This is a genomic window from Ascidiimonas meishanensis (assembly GCF_037782385.1).
Lineage (GTDB): Bacteria > Bacteroidota > Bacteroidia > Flavobacteriales > Flavobacteriaceae > Ascidiimonas > Ascidiimonas meishanensis.
Genome location: NZ_JBBEXD010000003.1, coordinates 124,322 through 147,100, shown reverse-complemented (window position 1 = coordinate 147,100; position 22,779 = coordinate 124,322). Strand labels below are relative to the sequence as shown.

General features: G+C 34.8%; 25 protein-coding genes. 17 read left to right on the top strand and 8 right to left on the bottom strand.

The genetic code is table 11. The features are described from left to right. Position 1 precedes the first annotated feature (1 nt). Positions 2-718 (bottom strand): DNA repair protein RecO, encoded by a 717-nt coding sequence (recO, locus tag WBG07_RS05745; RefSeq protein WP_340199566.1) that lies wholly within the window; start codon positions 716-718, stop codon positions 2-4. 128 nt (positions 719-846) lie between these two features. Further along, a complete protein-coding gene (gdhA, locus tag WBG07_RS05740; protein WP_340199565.1) occupies positions 847-2,187 on the bottom strand; it encodes an NADP-specific glutamate dehydrogenase in 1,341 nt (446 codons plus the stop codon). A 243-nt stretch (positions 2,188-2,430) separates the two neighbouring features. Here gdhA and WBG07_RS05735 point away from each other — a divergent pair, with 243 nt between their 5' ends. Further along, positions 2,431-3,207 carry a THC0290_0291 family protein gene (locus tag WBG07_RS05735; RefSeq protein WP_340199564.1) on the top strand — a complete coding sequence of 259 codons (777 nt, stop codon included), beginning with the start codon at positions 2,431-2,433 and terminating at the stop codon, positions 3,205-3,207. A gap of 165 nt (positions 3,208-3,372) precedes the next feature. On the opposite strand, the gene WBG07_RS05730 is transcribed toward WBG07_RS05735, so the two are convergent. Further along, entirely contained in the window at positions 3,373-4,515 is a 1,143-nt protein-coding gene (locus WBG07_RS05730; protein ID WP_340199563.1) for a cystathionine gamma-synthase, read from the bottom strand. A 150-nt stretch (positions 4,516-4,665) separates the two neighbouring features. Between WBG07_RS05730 and WBG07_RS05725 the strand changes: the two genes are divergently transcribed. Further along, positions 4,666-5,397 carry a DUF3298 and DUF4163 domain-containing protein gene (locus WBG07_RS05725; RefSeq protein ID WP_340199562.1) on the top strand — a complete coding sequence of 244 codons (732 nt, stop codon included), beginning with the start codon at positions 4,666-4,668 and terminating at the stop codon, positions 5,395-5,397. Here the strand turns inward: WBG07_RS05725 and WBG07_RS05720 are convergent. After that, on the bottom strand, positions 5,381-5,857 hold the full coding sequence (locus WBG07_RS05720; RefSeq protein ID WP_340199561.1) for a DinB family protein: 477 nt from the start codon (positions 5,855-5,857) through the stop codon (positions 5,381-5,383). The two genes, WBG07_RS05725 and WBG07_RS05720, sit on opposite strands and share 17 nt — an antisense overlap. Before the next feature lie 125 nt (positions 5,858-5,982). Here WBG07_RS05720 and WBG07_RS05715 point away from each other — a divergent pair, with 125 nt between their 5' ends. Next, a complete protein-coding gene (locus WBG07_RS05715; protein ID WP_340199560.1) occupies positions 5,983-6,336 on the top strand; it encodes an arsenate reductase family protein in 354 nt (117 codons plus the stop codon). Then, positions 6,329-7,240, top strand: coding sequence for a DMT family transporter (locus WBG07_RS05710; RefSeq protein ID WP_340199559.1), 912 nt, complete (start codon positions 6,329-6,331; stop codon positions 7,238-7,240). The genes WBG07_RS05715 and WBG07_RS05710 overlap by 8 nt, the downstream gene beginning before the upstream one ends. A 259-nt stretch (positions 7,241-7,499) precedes the next feature. Here WBG07_RS05710 and WBG07_RS05705 read toward each other — a convergent pair whose 3' ends face one another. Both WBG07_RS05705 and WBG07_RS05700 read right to left on the bottom strand, forming a co-directional pair. Further along, on the bottom strand, positions 7,500-7,982 hold the full coding sequence (locus WBG07_RS05705; RefSeq protein ID WP_340199558.1) for an acyl-CoA thioesterase: 483 nt from the start codon (positions 7,980-7,982) through the stop codon (positions 7,500-7,502). 72 nt (positions 7,983-8,054) lie between these two features. Next, entirely contained in the window at positions 8,055-8,279 is a 225-nt protein-coding gene (locus tag WBG07_RS05700) for a hypothetical protein (protein WP_340199557.1), read from the bottom strand. 364 nt (positions 8,280-8,643) lie between these two features. Here WBG07_RS05700 and WBG07_RS05695 point away from each other — a divergent pair, with 364 nt between their 5' ends. From WBG07_RS05695 to WBG07_RS05680, 4 genes are all read left to right on the top strand, one after another. Further along, a complete protein-coding gene (locus WBG07_RS05695; RefSeq protein ID WP_340199556.1) occupies positions 8,644-9,480 on the top strand; it encodes a helix-turn-helix domain-containing protein in 837 nt (278 codons plus the stop codon). Between the two features lie 140 nt (positions 9,481-9,620). Next, a complete protein-coding gene (locus tag WBG07_RS05690; protein WP_340199555.1) occupies positions 9,621-10,148 on the top strand; it encodes a DUF1543 domain-containing protein in 528 nt (175 codons plus the stop codon). Between the two features lie 294 nt (positions 10,149-10,442). Then, complete coding sequence (locus WBG07_RS05685; protein WP_340199554.1) at positions 10,443-11,408, top strand: YheT family hydrolase; 966 nt, start codon at positions 10,443-10,445, stop codon at positions 11,406-11,408. A gap of 40 nt (positions 11,409-11,448) precedes the next feature. Then, entirely contained in the window at positions 11,449-11,931 is a 483-nt protein-coding gene (locus tag WBG07_RS05680; RefSeq protein ID WP_340199553.1) for a c-type cytochrome, read from the top strand. Between the two features lie 242 nt (positions 11,932-12,173). Here the strand turns inward: WBG07_RS05680 and WBG07_RS05675 are convergent, their stop codons facing one another. Then, positions 12,174-12,824, bottom strand: a complete 651-nt coding sequence (locus WBG07_RS05675) for a gluconate 2-dehydrogenase subunit 3 family protein (RefSeq protein WP_340199552.1) — start codon at positions 12,822-12,824, stop codon at positions 12,174-12,176. Between the two features lie 9 nt (positions 12,825-12,833). After that, complete coding sequence (locus tag WBG07_RS05670; protein WP_340199551.1) at positions 12,834-14,543, bottom strand: GMC oxidoreductase; 1,710 nt, start codon at positions 14,541-14,543, stop codon at positions 12,834-12,836. Positions 14,544-14,691: 148 nt separating this feature from the next. On the opposite strand from WBG07_RS05670, the gene WBG07_RS05665 reads away from it, so the two are divergent. From WBG07_RS05665 to nadD, 9 genes are all read left to right on the top strand, one after another. Beyond that, the gene (locus WBG07_RS05665) at positions 14,692-15,693 is read left to right on the top strand and encodes a sugar phosphate isomerase/epimerase family protein (RefSeq protein WP_340199550.1); all 1,002 of its coding nucleotides are present in this window, start codon (positions 14,692-14,694) and stop codon (positions 15,691-15,693) included. A gap of 23 nt (positions 15,694-15,716) precedes the next feature. Continuing rightward, entirely contained in the window at positions 15,717-16,160 is a 444-nt protein-coding gene (locus tag WBG07_RS05660; protein ID WP_340199549.1) for a DinB family protein, read from the top strand. A gap of 16 nt (positions 16,161-16,176) precedes the next feature. Continuing rightward, positions 16,177-17,400, top strand: coding sequence for a nucleoside permease (locus WBG07_RS05655; protein ID WP_340199548.1), 1,224 nt, complete (start codon positions 16,177-16,179; stop codon positions 17,398-17,400). A 5-nt stretch (positions 17,401-17,405) separates the two neighbouring features. After that, the gene (locus tag WBG07_RS05650; RefSeq protein WP_340199547.1) at positions 17,406-18,548 is read left to right on the top strand and encodes a Gfo/Idh/MocA family protein; all 1,143 of its coding nucleotides are present in this window, start codon (positions 17,406-17,408) and stop codon (positions 18,546-18,548) included. A gap of 17 nt (positions 18,549-18,565) precedes the next feature. Continuing rightward, complete coding sequence (locus WBG07_RS05645; protein ID WP_340199546.1) at positions 18,566-19,618, top strand: sugar phosphate isomerase/epimerase family protein; 1,053 nt, start codon at positions 18,566-18,568, stop codon at positions 19,616-19,618. Positions 19,619-19,631: 13 nt separating this feature from the next. Next, complete coding sequence (locus WBG07_RS05640; RefSeq protein ID WP_340199545.1) at positions 19,632-20,438, top strand: 3-keto-disaccharide hydrolase; 807 nt, start codon at positions 19,632-19,634, stop codon at positions 20,436-20,438. 281 nt (positions 20,439-20,719) lie between these two features. Further along, positions 20,720-21,577: a YicC/YloC family endoribonuclease gene (locus WBG07_RS05635; protein WP_340199544.1), complete on the top strand. Its 858-nt coding sequence runs from the start codon at positions 20,720-20,722 to the stop codon at positions 21,575-21,577. A gap of 1 nt (position 21,578) precedes the next feature. Continuing rightward, a complete protein-coding gene (gmk, locus tag WBG07_RS05630) occupies positions 21,579-22,181 on the top strand; it encodes a guanylate kinase (RefSeq protein WP_340199543.1) in 603 nt (200 codons plus the stop codon). Positions 22,182-22,184: 3 nt separating this feature from the next. Continuing rightward, the gene (gene nadD / locus WBG07_RS05625) at positions 22,185-22,769 is read left to right on the top strand and encodes a nicotinate (nicotinamide) nucleotide adenylyltransferase (RefSeq protein WP_340199542.1); all 585 of its coding nucleotides are present in this window, start codon (positions 22,185-22,187) and stop codon (positions 22,767-22,769) included. Positions 22,770-22,779 lie beyond the last annotated feature (10 nt).

The window sequence follows — 22,779 nt, the reverse complement described above, 5'->3', positions numbered from 1 at the left end:
TTTAATTAAAAACTTCATTTAACACAACCATCGATTTGGGTTTTCTAAAACCCTGTAAATGTAATTCAAAATAAGTAATCAAAATTTTAACTAGCTCTCTACGTCTAGCTCTGCTCAATTTGATTAAAGGAATATCATCAAAAACTATTCCTAAAAAGGATTTAAAACACTCTAAGTTCTCATCTGTAATTGCCGTAGAGGTTGCATTAGCAGTAAAGGCCCCTTCCTCCAGATCAAAAAAGGGAAGTTCTTTATGAGAATCATCTGGATAAAATCCTAGATATCTGGTTAGCATTAATAAAAAGGCAATGTGAAAATTGGAAACCTCATTATGAACATCTAACCATTGCAAAGCTGATTCAATAAAACGAAACATCATTTGGGTGTCCTCTTCTTCATAAATGGAAAGAGAAAGCACTTCTGCTAAAAAAAACGCAATCGCATTTTTTCTTACATCTATATGCAAGCTTTGATATGGATAGCTTACTTTGACATCTCTAATAGTATCTAGAGTACCTTTGTCTTTATGATTGGCTATAATTTCCAGCTGCGTTAATGGTTGAAAATACCCCACTTTTAACTTCCCCTTTTTTGCGTTTCGAACTCCCTTTAATAAATAAGACTTCATTCCGGCAGCAGCGGTAAGGCATTTGACAATTAAGCTTGAATCTCCATACTTAATAACTGATATAACAATTGCCTTGGTAACCACAATCATCTTTAATTACAGGTGTTTTTTATATTTAATTTGAATAACCATTCAAAGGTACGTTAATCAAATACTTTTTTGAAAAGAAAAACCTCCTGTAAACACAGGAGGCTCCTATTAACACTTATTTAAACAGATTATACTACACCTTGCGCAAGCATTGCATCTGCTACTTTTACAAAACCTGCTATGTTTGCACCTTTTACATAATTAACATACCCATTGTCATTCCCGTATTGTAAACAAGATTTGTGGATGTTCTTCATAATTTCTTTAAGTCTTTCATCTACCTCTTCTCTTGTCCAGCTATAGCGTAAAGAATTCTGCGCCATTTCTAATCCAGAAACAGCTACACCACCTGCATTAGATGCTTTACCAGGAGCAAACAAAATTTTAGCTTTGTGGAATGCTTCAACTGCTTCTGGCGTACAAGGCATATTGGCACCTTCACTTACACACATACAATTATTTGCTAAAAGCATCTTAGCATCATCCCCGTTTAATTCGTTTTGGGTTGCACATGGCAAAGCAATGTCACAAGGCACTTCCCATGGTGCTTTTCCTTCTACATAGGTGACGTCTGGATATTTTTCTACAAATTCAGAGATTCTACCTCGTTTCTCATTTTTAATATACATTACATGAGCAAGCTTTTCCTCATCAATCCCATCTTTATCATAAATATATCCGCCAGAATCTGATAACGTTAACACCTTACCTCCTAAATGAATCGTTTTTTCTGCTGCATATTGTGCCACATTTCCAGAACCTGAGATAATCACCTTTTTGTCTGCCATACTATCGTTGCCCACAGCGAGCATGTTATTCGCAAAGTAAACGTTACCATAACCTGTCGCTTCGGGTCTAATTAAAGATCCTCCCCAAGAAATTCCTTTACCCGTGAGTACACCGGTAAACTCATTTCTAAGTCTTTTATACTGTCCAAACATATATCCAATCTCTCTGCTTCCAACACCAATATCTCCCGCGGGTATATCTGTGTTAGGACCAATATGTCTAAACAATTCAGACATAAAACTTTGACAAAAACGCATTACTTCGTCGTCAGATTTTCCTTTAGGATCAAAATCAGAGCCCCCTTTGCCACCACCCATTGGAAGCGTAGTTAGACTGTTCTTAAACACCTGCTCAAACGCCAGAAATTTAAGAATACTTAAGTTCACTGATGGATGAAAACGCAATCCACCTTTGTAAGGACCAATTGCAGAATTCATTTCAATTCTAAAACCTCTGTTTACTTGAATTTCACCAGAATCATCTACCCAGGCAACCCGAAACATCAATACCCTTTCAGGCTCTACCATTCGCAATAAAACATTATTACCGTGGTATATATCATTTTCAACAATATAAGGAATTACGGTTTCTGCTACCTCCCTTACCGCCTGAAGAAATTCTGGCTCGTGCTGGTTTCTGGACATTACGAGTTCCAGAAATCCGTTAATTTTATCTTCCATAATTGGGTTTAAAAATAGAGTGATTGAATTATTTTTAAAAATCTCAAACAAATATACGTTTTATGCAAAAACAAGTATGTAATTTTTTCAATTTCATAATATTTTTTTATACCAAAAGATATAGATGTTACGTTCTATGTAAAGCATAATTGCTTCAAACTATTTTTTAGCAAGCGATTAGTTTTTGCTTGTTTAAGTTTTTGCATATATTTGCTTATGCGGTGTAGCCCCAATTAATGACCTATGTCACTGAAAAAAACATTTTTTATCTTTATTTTCTTACTTGTTGCCAACATTGGCAAAGCTCAACTTTTTTCTAACGAGATAGGTGCTTTTGCAGGTCCTGTAGCCATGTATTCTGACTATGGCGAGCGGAATGATAGCGGAACAAATTTTGGAAACGTTGGTTTTGGAATTGGACTCCTTCATTATATGAATTTCTCTACTTCCGGAGGATACAGTGGTGTTAATATTCCATTTTTTGAAGACCATTTTAAAATAAGAAATGAAATTTTATACACTAAAGTGAATCTTCAACACTATGGAGAATATGTAGATCCAAGTAGAACAACTTTAACAGCTCAACAACTACGAGGTATGAGAGGTGAGAGTAGTGTTTTTAGTGTTGGAACTAATCTTGAATATCATTTATTAAGTATTAGAGCTTTTGAAAGTGGAGGTCCAAAGTTTGCTCCTAGTATAGGTTTAGGTATTAATTATAGTCTTTACACTCCAAAAGCATCCTCAACATTAGGTGTTTTAGGAGATCCCGCAATAACTCCAGTGAAGTATCAAGATGCATTTAGCAATGATGCAGGCTCTACATTTGCACTGATTGGCACAATGGGTACCCGTTATAAAATTTCCCCTTTCGAAGATCTCTCTCTTAGTTTAAGATGGCAATTTTTCTTTTCAAATTGGGTAGATGGATTGAATCCAGATGAAAATTTATATCCAGAAAACAAAGCAAATGATTGGATGTTTTCAATCAATTTAGCATATATCTTTTACTTGGAATAATTCTAGGTCTCTTTCCAAATTTCCTAATTCTTTTTATAAGGTGCTTTTATCGTTTTCAACCTTCATATATTTGTTTAAAATGAATAATAAAAAGTATGGTTAGTAACCCTAAAAAAACTGTTTTTCTGTGACGGATTTTATATTTTGATGTTGTTCTTCTCTATTTTACAAACCAATGGCATTCTTAAGATCTTCTATTAGATCTTCTACGTCTTCAATTCCCACGCTTAGTCTAATTAACGAATCAACTATACCAGATTTTTCTCGTTCTTCTTTGGGGATACTTGCATGGGTCATGCTTGCTGGATGACCTGCTAAAGATTCAACCCCACCTAAAGATTCTGCCAATGTAAATACTTGTAGGTTCTCTACAATTTTAATAGCATCTTTATAACTACTCCCTTTTGGCACAAAGGAGATCATCCCTCCAAAATCTCGCATCTGCTTTTTTGCTATATCATGATTGGGATGGTCTTCAAAACCCGGCCAATATACTTTTTCTATTTTAGGGTTTGAAGCAAGAAATTCTGCAATCGCTCTTCCATTTTCACAATGGCGTTGCATTCTTATATGTAATGTTTTAATACCTCTTAAAACCAGAAAACTATCCATAGGACCGCAGATGGCACCACTTGCATTTTGAATAAAATAAAGTTTTTCTGCTAATTTTTCATCTTTTACAACTAATGCGCCCATTACCACATCACTATGCCCTCCTAGATACTTAGTAGCGGAATGCATTACAATATCTGCACCTAAGTCTAATGGTTGTTGTAAATAAGGAGTGGCAAAAGTATTATCTACCGCAAATATTATTTGATGCTTTTTGGCTAGCTTGCTTAACGCTTCAATATCAATTACATTCATCATTGGATTGGTAGGAGTCTCTGCCCAAATAAGTTTTGTATGTTCACTAATATAGCTTTCAATAGTAGAAGCATTCTCCATTCCAACAAAATGGAATTTAATACCAAAGTCTTGAAATATTTTTGTGAACAATCTATAAGAACCTCCATAAAGATCATTGGTAGAAATAACCTCATCGCCAGGTTTTAAAAGCTTAATAACAGCATCAATGGCTGCAAGACCACTCCCAAAAGCTAATCCGTAAGTTCCATTTTCAATACTTGCCAAACAACTTTCCAGAGCATTCCGTGTAGGATTGTGTGTTCTGGAATATTCATATCCTTTGTGTCCTCCAGGCGTAGTTTGTGCATAGGTAGATGTTTGATAGATGGGTGGCATGACAGCTCCGTAAGCCTTGTCGTGCTCTTGCCCTCCATGGATTGTTTTTGTATTAAATTTCATCCTTGAGTTTTATTTTAAACTTTATCTTGTATAGGTCTTCTTACTGTTAAGAACCTTTATTCGATTCGTAAATTTTTACAAATGTATTATTTCCTTTTGGGGATTTCAATGCAGCTATTATCTTTATAAATATTCTTAAGAATAATTTTCATGAAAAACTGGAGTCTTTATTTTATTGTTACGGTCTTTATAATTGGTTGCAGTAAAGATGAAAAAATCACATTTAACACCTTTGAGATTACCGCTAAAGAATGCTCTTCTTGTGCTATGGTTTCCTTAAATATTCCGAAGGCTTTTCCTGTTTCAGATATCAGTAACCAAATAAATACTGCTATTGATGGAATGCTCATTGAATTATTAAGTTTCTCTGAAAAAGAAGATCCAGAAAACTTAGAAGCAGCAATTAACGACTTCAAAAATTCGTTTCAAACACTAAAAAATGAGTTTGGGGAGTCTCCAGATTGGGAGTTTACAGCTGATGGAGAGGTTACTTATCAGACTTCCGATCTTATTTGTGTAGAAATTGCTGCGTATATATTTACAGGAGGGGCTCATGGTTATAATTCAAATAGTTTTCTCTTATTTGAGGCCAAAACAGGACAACTCATAGGAATTGAAGATATTTTTAAAGACTTAGATGCCTTTAAAAAAATTGCCGAGAAAAAATTCAGAGTACAAGAAGGAATCCCAGAGACCGCAGTAATTAATAGCACTGGATTCATGTTTGAAAATGAAGTTTTTGAACTTGCTGAAAATATTGGATTTCAAGAAGGAGAAATCGTATTGATTTATAATCAATACGAGATTGCTTCTTATGCACATGGACAGATTATAGTAGAAATTCCTATTGATGAAGTAAAACCGCTTATGAAGATTCAATAGCTCCAACCAAAGCTTGAATTCTCTCTAAATGAATTTTATCATGAAAGTTATTAAATTTTATTGCATCTTCTACGTTCTTAAGCTCCATTCCTATTGCGGTATTAAAAGGTTTATAGTTCTTAAACATATTTTTTGACAAATCTTCTTTGGTTTTCATGAGCGTTACCATTAATAAAGATTTTATTTCATCTACCGCATTCTCGTCAATAATTTCTTCAGGAACACTCCCTCTTCCATAGCGCTTCATAAAATCCTCATTTACCATTAAGGATAATCCAGATAAACCATAAACCAATTGTTGTTGAACACCAATCATATGACCAATTTGCCATATGATATTGTTATTATAACCCTCTGGAATTTTAAATAGATTTACTAACGTAAATTCATCCAGATACTTAGAAAGTATTTCTCTGTTTGCTAAAGAGGTATTAAGTAACTCATTTACTGATTCTGACATTTTATTTTTTTATAAAAATACATTTTTCTTACATTACTTATATAATTTTTTTATTCTTTAAAAATCAGTGTGGTGCTTTGCATATTTATTCTCAATTTTGCAGCACTTAAAGCATCATTTATCAAATGAAAAAAGTGTATTATTTAAATACTTGTGATACTTGCAAACGTATTTTAAAGGAATTAGACCTTCCCCCAGAATTTAAACTGCAAGACATAAAAAGTGATCCATTAACTGATTCACAATTAGCGGAATTGTATAAGATTTCTGGAAATTATGAGGCTCTTTTTAGTAAGAGAGCCAGATTATATAAAGAAAGAGGTTATAAAGATCAAGTACTTTCTGAAAAAGCTATAAGAGAATTGATTCTTGAGCATTATACTTTTTTAAAACGACCTGTTATTTTACTGGAAAATCAATTATTTATTGGGAACAGTAAAAAAAATGTTGAAGCAGCTTTTAAAGCAATTCATGGATAAAAGAACGCTTGCCATTTTAGCAGCCTTTGGTGCTAGTGCTATTTATGCCTTAAATCATGTAATTGCCAAAGATGTGATGCCCCTTTTTATTAAACCCTTTGGCTTTATTTTGCTTAGAGTTACAGGAGCATTCCTTTTATTTTTGATTATTAGTTTTTGGGGACCCAGAGAAAAAATCGCCAAAAAGGACTGGTTAAGGCTTATTTTATGTGCAATTTTTGGAATGGTAATCAATATGCTATTCTTTTTTAAAGGTCTAAGCCTATCTACTCCTATTAATAGTGCTGTAATCATTACCATCTCTCCTATTATTTTATTAATACTTTCGGCAATCTGGATCAAAGAACGCATTACTTTTATAAAAATTATAGGCGTTTTAGTAGGGCTTGCAGGAGCATTAACTCTAGTGTTATTTGGAGCCGAAATTAGAGAAGATGCACCCAATATTCCTTTGGGTAATATGCTTTTTTTAGTGAATGCCACATCTTATAGTATTTATTTAATTATGGTAAGGCCTCTAACTACTAAATATCACACGTTTACACTTATGAAGTGGTTATTTCTAATTGCGGTTGTAATCAACTTTCCAATTACAATTGGAGAGTTTAGTGAAGTAAACTGGAAAGAATTACCATTTGAAGCAATTTGGAAAATGACTTTTGTAGTGGTAGGAACCACCTTTCTTACCTACTTACTAAATCTGTTTGCTTTAAAAGAGCTTCCCGCTACTACCATAGGTACTTTTATCTATTTACAACCATTGCTTACTATAATTTTTGCAGCATTCTTAGGTGCAGACGCACTTAATAGTGTTAAAATTGTAGCAGCTATATTAGTTTTTACCGGAGTTTACATGGTTACCAAAAAAGAAAAATCTCAAGTTAATCATAAAATTGGAAATTAATATTTAAAGTCAGTTCGACGTAAATAAGAATTAAAATCGAGTTCGAAATTGTCTTTTCTTTTGGTTTCCCCAAGCCATCTGGCTGCTTCACTAAAAACAGCTACTAGCTGTTTTTTTTACGTTCGGTCCTGGACAAGCAAAGAAAATGAACGTAAGTGACTTATATACCGTGTTTTTAATAATTCAAAAACCCTATTTTACATTAAAATATAAATACTGAAATTAGATCGAACTCACGTTATTTAAGATTACTAAGATTTCAAACCTCTTCAAGATTCACGGGTGATTTTTGATATTTACGAGTATCTGCCTTGGTAAGAATTTTAAAATCTGAAGGCTTTTCTACCTTGTCAAATAGTTCTGAAAGCTCTGTTGGTAACGATATTAGTTTACGATCCTTTAAATCAATCCAAGCACCCATTATCTCGCAATGCGCAAAATTTTGGCCTTTGTAATCATAATAATTATGTCTGAATTCAAAAAACATTCCATCTGCGCTTAAACCAGTAAGTTCTAGCGATACTCTAACTGGTTTTCCTGAAAACACCTCTTTAAAGTAATAAATATGTTCATAAAATACCACAGGGCCTATATTGTGCTTCCCTAACATGGTATGATCAAAACCGCATTCCATTAAGAAAGACATTCGCGTATGGGCGGCGAAACTTATATAAGATGCATTTGCCAAGTGTCTATTCGCATCTAAATCGTTCCATCTAATTTCAAAGTCTTTAAGGTACATTCCTTCTTTTTTACAAAAATAAGGAAGACATGCTATGCGTGCATAATTTTATTGAGATTTATATAAAAGATTTTAAGTAGCCCTCCCTTTGAGTCTTTTCTCTACTTTTCGCTTCTTTTCGGTAAGCTTTTTCATTAAATCCATTAAAGCAGCATCCTTGGTATTTTTATAAATTTCATTAAGGTCTAAAATAAATTTACGCAATTTACGTGCTGCCATGATGCGATCATCTGTAGTTCTAAAACGCAGTTTTTGTTGCTCATATGCGGTAGCTTCTAATACTAATTGTGATTCCATATTAAATTAATTTAGATTACTTAAAAATAATGAATACCGGTTAAAAAATCAATAAACAAAAAGTTAAAACAGGGTTAAATTCTATACTTATAACACCTTTAGTGTAGGAATAAGAAGCAAATTAGAACGCTATATTTATAAATGAATCTATAAGAAAAATAGCTAGCTCACTAGTTTTTTCCATATATCATGTTTATAAGTTTAAAAATGTCCTTAACTTTTTACATTTAAAAATGAACAAAACCTGTGCAGTTTCATTAAACAATGCGCCTTAGAAAAAATGTCGGGTAAATGACGGGTATATGTTTTTGCAGGATTTAAAGATCATGGTTACTATTGTACCATCAACAAAAAACAACATCTTATGAAACAGCCGGAACTTGGACTTAGAATATCAGAAATCAGAAAGCAAAAGGGGTTTACACAAGAAGAACTTGTAGAAAAATGTAATATTAATGTACGCACCATTCAAAGAATTGAAGCTGGTGAAGTAATGCCCAGGAGTTATACAATCAAAACTATCTTAAATGCGCTAGAAGTAGACTTTGATCAAATAACATCCATAACTCACTTAGAGTCTAATCTACGCAATTTTATGATGTTAGACTTAAAAGACGATGCATCTGTACAGTCTCTTATTAGAAACCTTAATATTGCATGGATTTTTGGTGTGATCTATTTTATATTCAGTTTTATTGAATATATAGCCGACTACTTTCGCTTCTTTGAGAATGAGTTTATCTTTTCAACCACCACATATACCATAGTGAAACTGGCGAGTACTGTTTTTTATATAATTTTTTTCCGAGGCTATATTGCAACAGGCGCTATTTTTAAAAACCATTTATTACGCACTACTGCCTTTATGATGCTTTTTGCCTATGTACTTTCTACCATTTATGATATCTCTTCTATTTATTTTATTCAAGACAATGTAGAACTCAGTATGGCTATGAAATCATTTTGCTTTGGAACTATAGGAATATTGTTAGGTATTGCCATTCTAAAATTAAGACGTCAATTAGGTATAATTGCACCAATTACAGGTGCTCTTGAAATTATTACTGGTATATTTTCAGTAACTGTTGTTCTTGCTTTTATTGGTCTCTTTTTTCTCAATATGGCGCAAATTTCAGGGATTATCATGCTATATATGGTGGTAGAATTCATCAAAAAGAAAAGAGCCGCTATTGCCTCTTAAACCATCCATCTTTTAGATTGCTCAAATAGTAAAGTAAAAACATAACACATTCAAATAAAAGCAGCACAAAAGAAGAAAAGTTACAGAATTAGTTAGAATTCTTTAGAGATTCTTTTAATTTTATACCCTAACTCAGGAAGATGAAATTGTTTGCAGTGTATTTGGGTGGTAGGGCTCCTAAAAGTAATATTGAATTACATGATGTGGTCTTTGCCACTGGTATAAAAATTGAAGATACCTATCAACAACTCTTATCTAAATGGTTTGGATTGCCTAACAAAATGCATATTGATTCTTTTATGGAATTAAATGTGGTAGACGGTTATAAAGTAACTCTTTCCAACACGCCCTCAGAAACTGATAAAAAGTTATTCTTTATAAATTTGGGAGCGTATAGACCAGGAGAATTTACAGAACATCACGCAATTACTTTTCTGGTAGATGAAAAAGCAGTTAATGTTAAGGATAGAGCTTTAAAGCAATTGTTAACTGGGTATGAACAAGTACATAAAGACGATCTCTATGATGTAGACGATTGCATTGAAATAAACCAAGTAAATCAATTATACGTCCATCTAGAACCTACAGAAGAAATAAAGAAATTAGTTCCTAATAACGGATATCATGTGCTTCCAAGAAGCATTGTAAAAGAATTTATGAACAAGTAAAAAGAAAATTAGTTTGAAAATGTGGTAACTATCATTACTTTTAAGTGTTGAACCTAAACAATTTTTACATAAATTAAAAGTAAAAATCGTAATCCCATTTATAAATTTTCCCACTAAAACTACTTTCCTTTGTTTTTAACATGCTCGTTTTTTTAGTTGGCATCATTTTAAACTTAAATCCCTAGTTCTTATGCTGTATACTGTTTTTGATAACCACAAAATTGATATAAGAGTTATTTTAAAAGAGCAAAACTTACTAGGAGATATGTAATTCAAATGTAATATACTCTATCAATGCCGTTATTAGCTTCTCAATATAATCCTCCTCTTCTTTTTAAAAATGGTCATTTTTCAACCATCTATGCAGGACTGGTTAGACGTGTGAATGGGCTTAATCCAAAGCGAGAACGACTAAAGCTTTTAGATGGAGATTTTATAGATATGGATTGGTGCTATACTTCTTCCAAAACACATAAACTCATTATTTTGCTTCATGGTCTTGAAGGAAATTCTGACCGCCCTTATGTTCAAGGCTCCGCAAAAACATTCAATCAGGCTGGCTACGATGCTGTAATTATAAATTTCAGAAGCTGTAGTGGAGAGCCTAATCTACTTTATAAGTCTTATCATTCTGGTGCTTCAGAAGATTTAGAAGCAATTATTGAGCATATCTTATCTCATTACAATTATAATGCTATCGTTATTAAAGGATTTAGTTTGGGTGGAAATGTCACACTCAAATATCTTGGAGAACGCACTAAAATACCCTCTCAAATAAAAGCAGGTATTGCCATATCTGTGCCTTGTTATTTATATGGTTCTATGCTGAGATTACATAGTTCTAATAACATATTATATGCACAAAGATTTAAAAAACATCTTCTTGAAAAGCTGAGATGGAAACAAAAAAAATTTCCCGAATTAGTAAGCGATCAAGACATTAAAAATATACATACATTAAAAGATTTTGATGACTTTTATACGTCTAAAGCTCATGGTTTCAAAAACGCCTTAGATTATTACGAAAAGTGCAGTTCTCTACAGTTTCTTCATGAGATAAAAACACCTGCTTTTATATTGAATGCAAAAAATGATTCTTTCCTATCTAAGGAGTGTTTTCCTGTTAAAGAAGCCAAAGAAAACCCTTATATACATTTGGAAATTTCAAAATATGGCGGCCATGTTGGTTTCTATGATACTAACAATATTTATTACAACGAAAAACGGGCTTTAGAATTTGTAAATTCTTTGAATATATAAGTATCGATTTAGTATCTTTAATGCCATAAATAAACCTTTCATGAAAAAATTAATAGTTCTGGGCAGCAGCATGCTGGTGGCCATTATGTGCAGCTGCGGTGATAAAAAAGAAGAAAAAAAGGGATTTGAATACAACCGTACAAAAGAAAAAACCACTACTAAAGAGAATAAAAAAGAAGTGCCAGTAGATCTTTCAAATAAAGGTATTGGGCCAATCAAAGAAATCACTTTTGACGCAGCTATTAATGAAGAAATGGCAAGTGCAGGAGAGCGCCTATTCAAACAAAAGTGCACACAATGTCATCTAGTTAATCAACGCCTTATTGGACCTGCTATGACTGGAATATATGAAAGAAGAAGTCCGGAGTGGGTAATGAATATAATGCTGAATCCAGATGAAATGCTTAAAAAAGATCCTATTGCTAAAGCATTGATGGCAGCCTATAATAATGCGATTATGCTCAATCAGAATTTAACGCAAGAAGAGGCAAGGTCTCTAGCAGAATATTTAAGAACATTATAAAAAATCACCTACTTTCTTATAAGGATCAATAACAACTTGCGCTCCTTTTCTTTAGGAAGGGAGTTACTGTATTTCTACACAGTTTACCTAGGGATCCTTTTAAGTGTATCTACTTAAAAGGATAGCTGTAATTAATCTCAGCTACTGAAAATAAAAAGGCATTTAAATACAGTAAATTGGTGCCTGTTATTATTCATAAAAGCCGACTTATTACTAACGTTTCTTCTTTTGTAAGTCTTGTATTAAATAGACCAAGCTTTTCCTCCTGTGGTTTCCTTAAGGTCTACGCATCCTTTTTGCTCCCCTGGGATAGGTTTATATGCTAATACTTCTTCCCCTATATATTCACTTTCCTTAAAGCCCCATATAGCTAACCCTCTTATAGTGGACAGAAAATTATATGTCAAATCCTCTTCTGTAAGAGCAGGTTTTTCTAGTGAAGAAGTTCTATCCTCTTCATTGGTATGCAATCCTATCTTAAGACCTAATTCAATTTCCTGTTCCTTACTTATTTTAAGATATTTATCCAACATGGAGGTTAGTACGTCTGGAGCAACTTCCGTTATTTCTTCCTGCTTGGTTGCTTCTCTGATTTTTTTCATAAAAGCATTTTTACTATCGTTAAAAACTTTTAACCCATTTTCTCTAAATACGTCATGTATAAAAATATCTATAAATTGGGGTACATTTAATTCCGTAGCTCCTGGAGTATCTGTTTTTGGAATAATAATATCAACCAGATCATATATTATATTTCCTTCTTCCTGTGAAAAATTAATAGGAACCCATTTAGGTTCATTTTTACAACTTTGTAATATACTTAAAATAGTAGGGGTAGCTACCACATACCCCATTGATAATCCTATTCTTTTTAAGGCATCTCTTCTTTCCATGGTATGACTTTAAATATTCATTTTTTTGAGTTCTTCCACTGCGTGATTAGCAGCTCTTGCGGTTAAGGCCATATACGTTAATGAAGGATTCTGACAAGCGGCAGAGGTCATTGCAGCGCCATCAGTAACATATACGTTAGGAACATCGTGGATTTGGTTATTCCCATTTAATACGGAAGTCTTACGGTCTCGGCCCATTCGCGCTGTTCCCATTTCATGAATTCCAAGACCAGGAGCTCCAATATCATCCCATTCTTCTACTTCTTTAAAACCAGCCTTCTCTAACATGTCCATAGCCTGTGCAATCATATCTTTACGCATGTTTAGTTCATTTTCCTTGAACTCTGCATCAAAGGTAACCGTAGGTAAACCCCATTGGTCTGGTTTATTATAATCTAAGTACATTTTGTTTTCATGGTACGGAAGGGTTTCACCAAAGCCCATTAATCCGGCTTGCCAACCACCGGGAGTCAAAATGGCTTCTTTTAGGTCTTTCCCATAACTTAATTCCCTAATACTTTCACTCCAGTCTTGACGACTTGCACCTCCTTGATAACCATATCCTCTAAGAAAATCTTTTGAATTTGTTTCCCCTCCTAAATTTCTAAATCGAGGAATATAAATGCCATTAGGCCTTCTTCCTATATAATATTTGTCATCAAACCCGTCATACTTTCCAAAAGCGCCTGCTTTAAAATGATGATCCATTAGGTTATGCCCCAATTCACCAGAATCATTCCCCAAACCATTAGGGAAACGATCTGATTTTGATTGCATCAGAATGGAGGTTGTGCCAATTGTTGAAGCACAAACAAAAATCACCTTAGCCTTAAATTCAATGGTTTCTTTACTTTCTGCATCAATAACCCTTACTCCAGTTGCTCTTTTTGCATCCTTATCATATACTATTTCATGAACTATTGAATACGGCCTTAAGGTCATATTTCCAGTAGCTTCCGCGGCAGGAAGTGTAGAAGAATTACTACTAAAATAAGCTCCAAAAGGACAACCTCTCATACATCTGTTTCTATATTGACAGGTAGATCTGCCAAGTCCAGGTTTTGTGCCTTCCGTTATATGAGCGGTACGCCCTATAGTCAACAAACGGTCTGTATAGTTTTTAGCAATGGAATTTTTTAAATGATCTTCTACACAATTTAATTCCATAGGCTTTAAAAACTGCCCATCTGGTAACTGTGGAAGTCCTAAATTTTCCCCACTTACACCAATATAATTTTCTACATAATCATACCAAGGTTTTAAATCCTTATATCTAATAGGCCAATCTACTGCTATACCTTCTTTTGCATTTGCTTCAAAATCTACATCTCCTACCCGATAGCTTTGTCTTCCCCACATTAGAGAACGCCCACCAACATGATACCCTCTCATCCAATCAAAACGCTTCTCTTCATTATATGGATGTTCTAAATCATTTACAAAGAAATGTCTATGAGGTTCATCAGTCGTATATCCAGTTCTATGCTGCTTAAATTGCTTTACGAGCTCTTCTTGTGGTATTTCACCCTTGTATTTAAAATCCCATGGATCTAAATGTGCGGTAATATAATCTTCAATATGATTTACCATGCGCCCGCGTTCTAACACGAGTGTTTTTAGGCCTTTTTCACAAAGCTCTTTGGCAGCCCAGCCACCACTGATGCCTGTACCAATTACAATAGCATCAAATTCCTCAGGAGGTTTGTTGTAGTATAACATTTTTGAGAATAGTTGGAATTAAGTTAACGTATTTTCAAATATAGAAATTAATTTTTTATAAATTTAAAGCTTCTTAAATAAGAATATCGTAACAAAAAGACTTTAAAATAATAAAAACGTAATAAAATCAACTCGTAACCGTAAGAATATGCATCGTAGAAACTTTATTTGGAATACCGCTCAAGCCACTTTTGCACTCTCTCTTTTGGGACTTGCATCCTGTAAAAAAGAACAAAACAATAAAGAAGAAACACAAAAAGATGCTATCCCAAACACCTCTCATGCCTCTTTCTTTAAATTATCGTTAGCACAATGGTCTATTCATAAAATGATTCTGGATGGAGGATTGAGTCCTTTTGAATTTGCAGCCAAAGCTAAAAACTGGGGTTTTGAAGGGTTGGAATATGTAAATCATTTATACAGTAAAGAATTGGAAAAAAACACCAATAGTGCTATGGCTATGGACAATTTGGTAAAAGAATTGAAAAAACGAAGTGAAGACAATGGCCTTGAAAACCTTATCATTATGATAGATGGCCAAGGTGACTTTGGATTTCCAGATGAAGCATCGCGAATACAAGCGGTAGAAAATCATTATAAATGGGTAGATGCGGCAGCAGCACTAGGATGTCATTCTATTAGGGTTAATCTTTTTGGTTCCAAAGATGCTGAAGTTTGGAAAGCGGCCTCCATAGATGCACTAAATCGTCTTTCGGAATACAGTGTAAAGTCTAATATAAATGTATTAGTAGAAAATCATGGTTGGTTATCTTCAAATGCAAAATTATTAGTAGAAGTTATGCAAGAAGTAAACAAACCAAATTGCGGAACACTCCCTGATTTTGGAAACTTTTGCTTGGAGCGAGAAGGGGGCGAAAGATGGCAGGCACCTTGTGTAAAAGAATACGACAAATATCTGGGGGTTAAAGAACTCATGCCTTTTGCAAAAGCAGTAAGCGCAAAATCTTATGATTTTGACGAAAATGGCAATGAAACAACTATTGACTATGTAAAAATGCTCCAAATTGTAAAAAATGCTGGCTATAATGGCTATATTGGTGTAGAATATGAAGGAAGCAGACTTAACGAAGAAATGGGTATTATTGCAACCAAAGATCTACTGATTAAAGCTTCAAAAGCAATAAAGTAGCGTTAGAAATCTAAAAAACAACCATGAATTCATTTTTTAATGATTTATTTGACTATAATTATTATTGCAACAAACTTATTATTGAAGCCGCTTTGGAACATCCTAAATTTCCAGATAAAGCAGCGGTTTTATTTAATCACATATTAAATGCACATCAAATTTGGAATGCAAGAATTCTCCATACAGAAACACCTTCTAATTTCTGGCAACGTAATGAACCCATAAACTGGGAAGAAATACACTATGACAACCAAAGAACCACTTTTGGAATTCTTACAGACAAGAATGATTTTGAAGAAGAAATTGTATTTACAAATACGGAAAATGAGGTGCTTCAAAGTTCTTTAAAAAAAATACTGTTTCATATCATTAATCATTCTACTTATCACAGAGGGCAAATTGCTACTTTAATGAGAACTCAAAATATAGAACCTATTGCAACCGATTATACTTATTATAAAAACTAACAATAACTAACCTTACATGAACAGAAAAATACAAATTCAATTGTCGTTTATGATGTTCCTAGAGTTCTTTATCTGGGGCGGCTGGTTTGTCACTTTAGGAATCTATCTTCCCAGTGCTTTGAAAACATCTGGAGCCGAAACCGCTATGGCATATTCTACACAATCGTGGGGAGCTATTATTGCTCCTTTTATTATTGGTTTAATTGCAGATAGATTTTTTAATGCAGAGCGAATTTTAGGCTTTTTACACCTTGCAGGCGCATTTTTTATGTATCAAATGGCGAACGCTACAGATTTTGAAGTCTTTTATCCTTATATTTTAGGATATATGATTTTATATATGCCTACACTGGCATTGGTAAATTCAGTTTCTTTTAATCAATTGAAAGACCCTGCCAAAGAATTTTCATTTATAAGAGTATGGGGAACCATTGGGTGGATTGCTGCAGGACTTGCCATTAGTTATATTTTTAAATGGGATGCAGATGCCTCCGGAATGTTACTTAAAAACACATTTTTAATGACGGCAGTGGCCTCAGCTATCTTAGGGTTATTTAGCTTTACTTTACCCAAAACACCGCCTAAAGTCAGCAAAGATGAAAAAATAACCATTTCAGATATCTTAGGGCTTGAAGCACTTGGTTTACTTAAAAACAGGAACTTTTTAGTTTTCTTTATAGCATCAGTACTTATTTGTATCCCTCTTGCATTTTATTATCAACATGCGGGACAATTTTTGGGCGAAATAGGAGTAGAAGAACCTGCTGGAAAAATGACGATAGGTCAGGCTTCAGAGGTTATTTTTATGCTACTATTACCTTGGTTCTTTAAGAAGTTTGGCTTTAAAAAGACCTTGTTGGTAGGAATGCTTGCCTGGGCCGTAAGATATCTTTTGTTTACCTACGGAAATTCTGGTGAAATGGCCTTTATGCTTATTATAGGCATTGCATTACACGGTATTTGTTACGATTTCTTTTTTGTTTCTGGCCAGATTTATACCGATAGCAAAGCAGGTGAAAAATATAAAAGTGCAGCACAAGGACTTATAACCTTAGCTACATATGGTGTAGGGATGCTTATAGGTTTTTGGATTGCCGGAAAAATCACAGATCAGTTTGCAAGACCAGATGGAACACATCTCTGGAAGGCTATATGGGTATACCCAGCAGGTTTTGCCTTATTGGTGATGGTTCTTTTCCTTATTTTTTTCAAAAACGAAAAAGTAGAATACAAAGCATAACATTCATGAGAAAACTTAGAATGGGAATGATAGGCGGTGGTGCCGGATCTTTTATTGGAGATGTGCATAGAAAAGCTGCCTTTATTGACGGCCAAATAGAATTAGTATGTGGGGCTTTTAGCAGTACCCCAGAAAAATCAAAACAATCTGGACGAGATCTTTATCTGCCAGAAGAACGCTGTTACGGTAATTTTAAAGAAATGATTGCGGCAGAAAAAGAGTTACCCGCAGATAAACGTATGGATTTTGTAGCTATAGTTACGCCTAATCATATGCATTTTGAACCCGCAAAATTAGCTTTAGAAAACGGATTTCACGTGGTATGTGATAAACCTATGACGCTTACGGTTGAGGAGGGAGAAATTTTAGAAAAACTCGTTACAGAAACGCGTCTTGAATTTGCGCTTACCCATAATTATACGGGATACCCCATGGTAAAACAGGCTCGCACTATGATTGCTAAAGGAGACCTTGGTAAAATCAGAAAAGTACAAATCCAGTATCTACAGGGATGGCTAGCTACAGAAATTGAGAAAACCGGACAAAAACAAGCGGCTTGGAGAATAGATCCTAAAAAATCAGGCGTTGGCGGTGCCTTGGGAGACATTGGTACGCATGCAGAGAATCTTACTGAATATATCACTGGACTCAAAATAAAAGAACTAGCAGCAGATCTTGGTAGATTTGGAGAAGGCAGAGTTTTAGATGATGATGGAAACGTTTTATTACGAATGGAAAATGGTGCAAAAGGCACCCTATCTTTTTCTCAAATTGCAACTGGAGAAGAAAACAATCTTGCCATTCGTGTGTACGGTGAAAAAGGAAGCTTAGAATGGCATCAGGAAAATCCAAATGAGCTTACTACCCGCTGGTTAGATAAAACCAAGAAAGTATATACCCCTGGTGGTAACAACTTATACTCAGAAGCAATGACGGCTTCCAGAATTCCATCAGGACATCCAGAAGGATACCTAGAAGCATTTGCGAATATTTACAAAGCATTTGCAGAAAGTTTACAAGCAAGATTAGAAGGAAAAACACCAGAAAATCAAGACTTCCCTACAGTTTCAGATGGGGTAAGAGGGGTTAGGTTTATTCATCAGGCTGTAAAGAGTGATGCAAATAATGCTGCCTGGACTACCTTATAAATTAAAATAAAAATAACATGAAAACCATTAAAGGACCCGCGGTGTTTCTAGCTCAATTTATAGATAATAAACCGCCTTTTAATAGCCTTGACGGACTCTGCAAGTGGGCAGCAGACTTAGGTTATAAGGGCATTCAAATTCCTACCTGGGAGCATTTTCTTATTGATCTGGATAAGGCGGCAGAGAGTCAAGATTATTGTGATGAACTTAAAGGGAAAATTAATTCATACGGACTAGAAATTACAGAGCTTTCCACACATTTACAGGGGCAATTAGTAGCTGTACACCCTGCTTATGATATCATGTTTGATAATTTTGCTCCAGACAAGGTAAAGAATAACCCAAAAGCCCGTACAGAATGGGCAGTAGATACCGTTAAAAAAGCAGCCATCGCCAGCAGAAGATTGGGGCTAGATGTGCATGCTACTTTTTCTGGTGCGCTACTTTGGCATACGTTTCACCCCTGGCCTCAACGTCCTCCCGGATTAGTAGAAATGGGATTTGAAGAATTGGCCAAAAGATGGATGCCCATTCTCAACGTTTTTGATGAGCAGGGAGTAGATGTATGTTATGAAGTGCATCCAGGTGAAGATATTCATGACGGAGATACATTTGAACGCTTTTTAGAAGCCACAGGCAATCATAAACGTGTTAATATTTTATATGATCCCTCCCATTTTGTATTGCAACAATTGGATTATATTGAATATATAGATCACTATCATGAGTTTATTAAAGCCTTTCACGTAAAAGATTCTGAATTCAATCCTACGGGCAAAAAAGGTGCCTTTGGAGGGTATAATAATTGGGGAGACAGGGCAGGAAGATACCGTTCCCCAGGTGACGGCCAAATAGACTTTAAAACTATCTTTTCTAAACTCACACAATACGGCTGCGATGTTTGGGCAGTAATGGAATGGGAATGCTGTATTAAAAGTCCAGAACAAGGAGCCAGAGAAGGTGCCCCCTTTATTAAAAATCACATCATTGAAGCTACGGAAAGAGCCTTTGACGACTTTGCAGGAGCAGATATTGACAAAGAAAAACTAAAACAAATACTAGGATTATAATAAACTCAATTTTATGAAGCCCTCCAGCATACTTTTCTGCGTGCTAACATTAATGGTTAGCTGCAATAAAACCACACCTGTTCAGGAAAAAAAGACTGAAACAAAAATGGCCTATTCGCCAAAACCACAACCAGAAGAACCTACCACGCCTGAAGAAACAGAGGTTTGGGAACCCATTCCATCCAAAGTAAGTTTAAATGAAAATAGCATTCCCTCAGATGCAATTGTATTATTTGATGGAAGTAATTTAAACGCTTGGGAAAGTGCAAAAGAAGAAGGTGAAGAAGCCCCATGGATTATTAATGAGGATGGCAGCATGACGGTGAAGAGCGGATCTGGTGATATCAAAACCAAAGAAGATTTTGGAAGCGTTCAACTTCATATTGAATGGCGAAATCCTGAAACACCTAGAGCCGATGGTCAAAACAGAGGAAATAGTGGTGTTTTTTTACAAGAGCTTTATGAAGTGCAAGTATTGGATACCTATGACAATCGAACGTATGCTAACGGACAAGCAGCTTCTGTTTATAAACAGCATATTCCGCTAGTAAATGCTGGAAAACCCTCTGGTGAATGGCAAGCCTATGACATCATTTTTCATGCACCTGAATTTGATGCAGAGGGTACTAAAATAAAATCAGGAACACTTACTGTTTTGCATAATGGAATATTAGTTCAAGACCATGTGGAACTCTTAGGCAGCACAGAATACATTGGTTGGCCTAAAAACAAAGCACATGGAAAAGCCCCTTTAAAACTTCAAGATCATAATGACAATAGCGGGGTAAGCTTTAGAAATATCTGGATTAGAAACCTATAGTGTTTGTTTTAAAGAAAAATTAAACACGTCTTGTTCCTTACTAATCGTATTTAACATTAAGAGGTATACTATCTTTATCAAAACTTTGAATAACTAAAATCCCTTTCAGCATATATTTTGAAAGGGATTTTTCAATACTCCTTTTTTTACTAAACTATATTGTAGTGTCTCATACAAATCAACACCATAACCCACAAATTATAGTTCTTAACCAGGTTTAAAATAGTATCTTTTAAGAACCTTGGGTTTTATGTACATTTGCACAACTTTAATATGCACAAATGATACATTCGATGACTGGTTTTGGGAAAAAGATTATTCAACTTCCCTCCAAAAAAATAACAATCGAACTTAAGTCCCTAAATAGCAAAGGACTTGATCTTAATGCCCGTATGCCATCTGCTTACAGAGAGAAGGAACTGGCACTTAGAAATATCATCGCAAAGTCGCTTACCAGAGGAAAAATTGACTTCAGCCTCTATATTGAAATGAACGGTGAAGAGACCTCAACTCAACTAAATGAAAGCGTTCTTAAAGCTTATATGAAACAATTAAATAGCCTTGCAGATGCTTCTGATGCCGAGTTATTGCAAATGGCGCTGCGTCTTCCAGATGCTTTAAAAACCGAAAGGGATGAAATAGATGAAGAAGAGTACAAGTCTATTCTTGAAGGTTTGGAAGAAGCTTTAACTGCTATCAATACGTTTCGAAGTACGGAAGGATTGGTATTGGAAAAAGATATGATACTACGTATTCAAAATATAGGACAGCTGTTAGAAGAGGTAAAAAAAATTGATCCTGAACGGATGCAGCAGGTACGTGAACGTTTAGAAAGAGCAGTTACTGAAATTAAAGAAAATGTAGATGCCAATCGTTTTGAACAGGAACTCATCTATTATCTAGAAAAATTTGATGTGACGGAAGAGAAAGTTCGGTTGGAGAATCACCTCAACTATTTCCTTGAGACCCTAAAATCTAATGATTCTAATGGTAAAAAACTGGCTTTTATCACTCAGGAAATTGGTCGTGAAATTAATACCTTAGGTTCCAAAGCCAATTATGCGCCTATGCAGCAGCTTGTGGTTCAAATGAAAGACGAGCTTGAAAAAATAAAAGAACAAAGCCTCAACGTATTATAAGATGGAAAGTCCAAAACAAAACTTTGGAGGTAAATTACTCATTTTTTCTGCACCTTCTGGCAGTGGTAAAACAACCATCGTAAAGCACTTGCTTAAATATCCTGAATTAAATCTTGAATTCTCCGTATCCTGCACTACAAGAGAACCCAGAGGAGAAGAAAAAGACGGGCAGCATTACTATTTTTTATCCCTCAAAGACTTTAAACAGCATATTAAAGATGGAGATTTTGTAGAATGGGAAGAGGTGTATAGAGATAACTTCTACGGTACCCTCAACAGTGAAGTAGAACGTATTTGGGCTAAAGGCAAAAACGTAATCTTTGATATTGATGTTTCTGGGGGACTCCGAATTAAGAAGAAATTTCCAGAACAAACATTGGCAGTGTTTGTGAAGCCGCCTAGTGTAGACGAACTTAAAATACGTTTAAAGCAGCGTAAAACAGAAAGTGAAGACAAGATCAATATGCGCATTGCAAAAGCTTCTGTTGAATTGGCTACAGCGCCTCAGTTTGATAAAATCATAAAAAATTATGATTTGGCTACTGCCAAACAGGAAGCCTATGATTTGGTTGCTGATTTTATAGGACTGCAAAAAGAATCCTAAGCCATGCAGAAAAAGGTGGGTCTCTATTTTGGAACTTTCAATCCCATTCATGTGGGACACCTTATTATTGCTAACCATCTGGCAGAATACAGTGATCTTGATGCTATTTGGCTAGTAGTTACACCCCATAACCCACATAAAAATAAGCGTACGTTATTAGACGATCACCACCGGTATCAAATGGTTTTTGAAGCTACCAAAGACTATCCTAAACTTAAACCTAGCAATGTAGAGTTTAAATTACCGCAGCCTAATTACACCGTAAAAACACTTGCACATCTTCAAGAAGAATATCCGGATACGGAATTTGCCCTTATCATGGGGGAGGACAATCTAAAAAGCTTTCACAAGTGGAAAAATTATGAGGTGATCCTAGAGAATCATTCCATCTATGTATATCCCCGAAAATCTGAAGGTCAAGTAGAACATCAGTTTAAAGGGCATCCAAAAATACATGCTATTAATGCTCCTATAATGGAACTTTCTTCTACCTTTATCAGAAAGGCAATCTCTGAAGGTAAAAATATCCGCCCCATGCTTCCCGAAGCAGTCTGGAAATATCTGGACGAAATGAATTTTTACAAATAAAAAGCGAAGC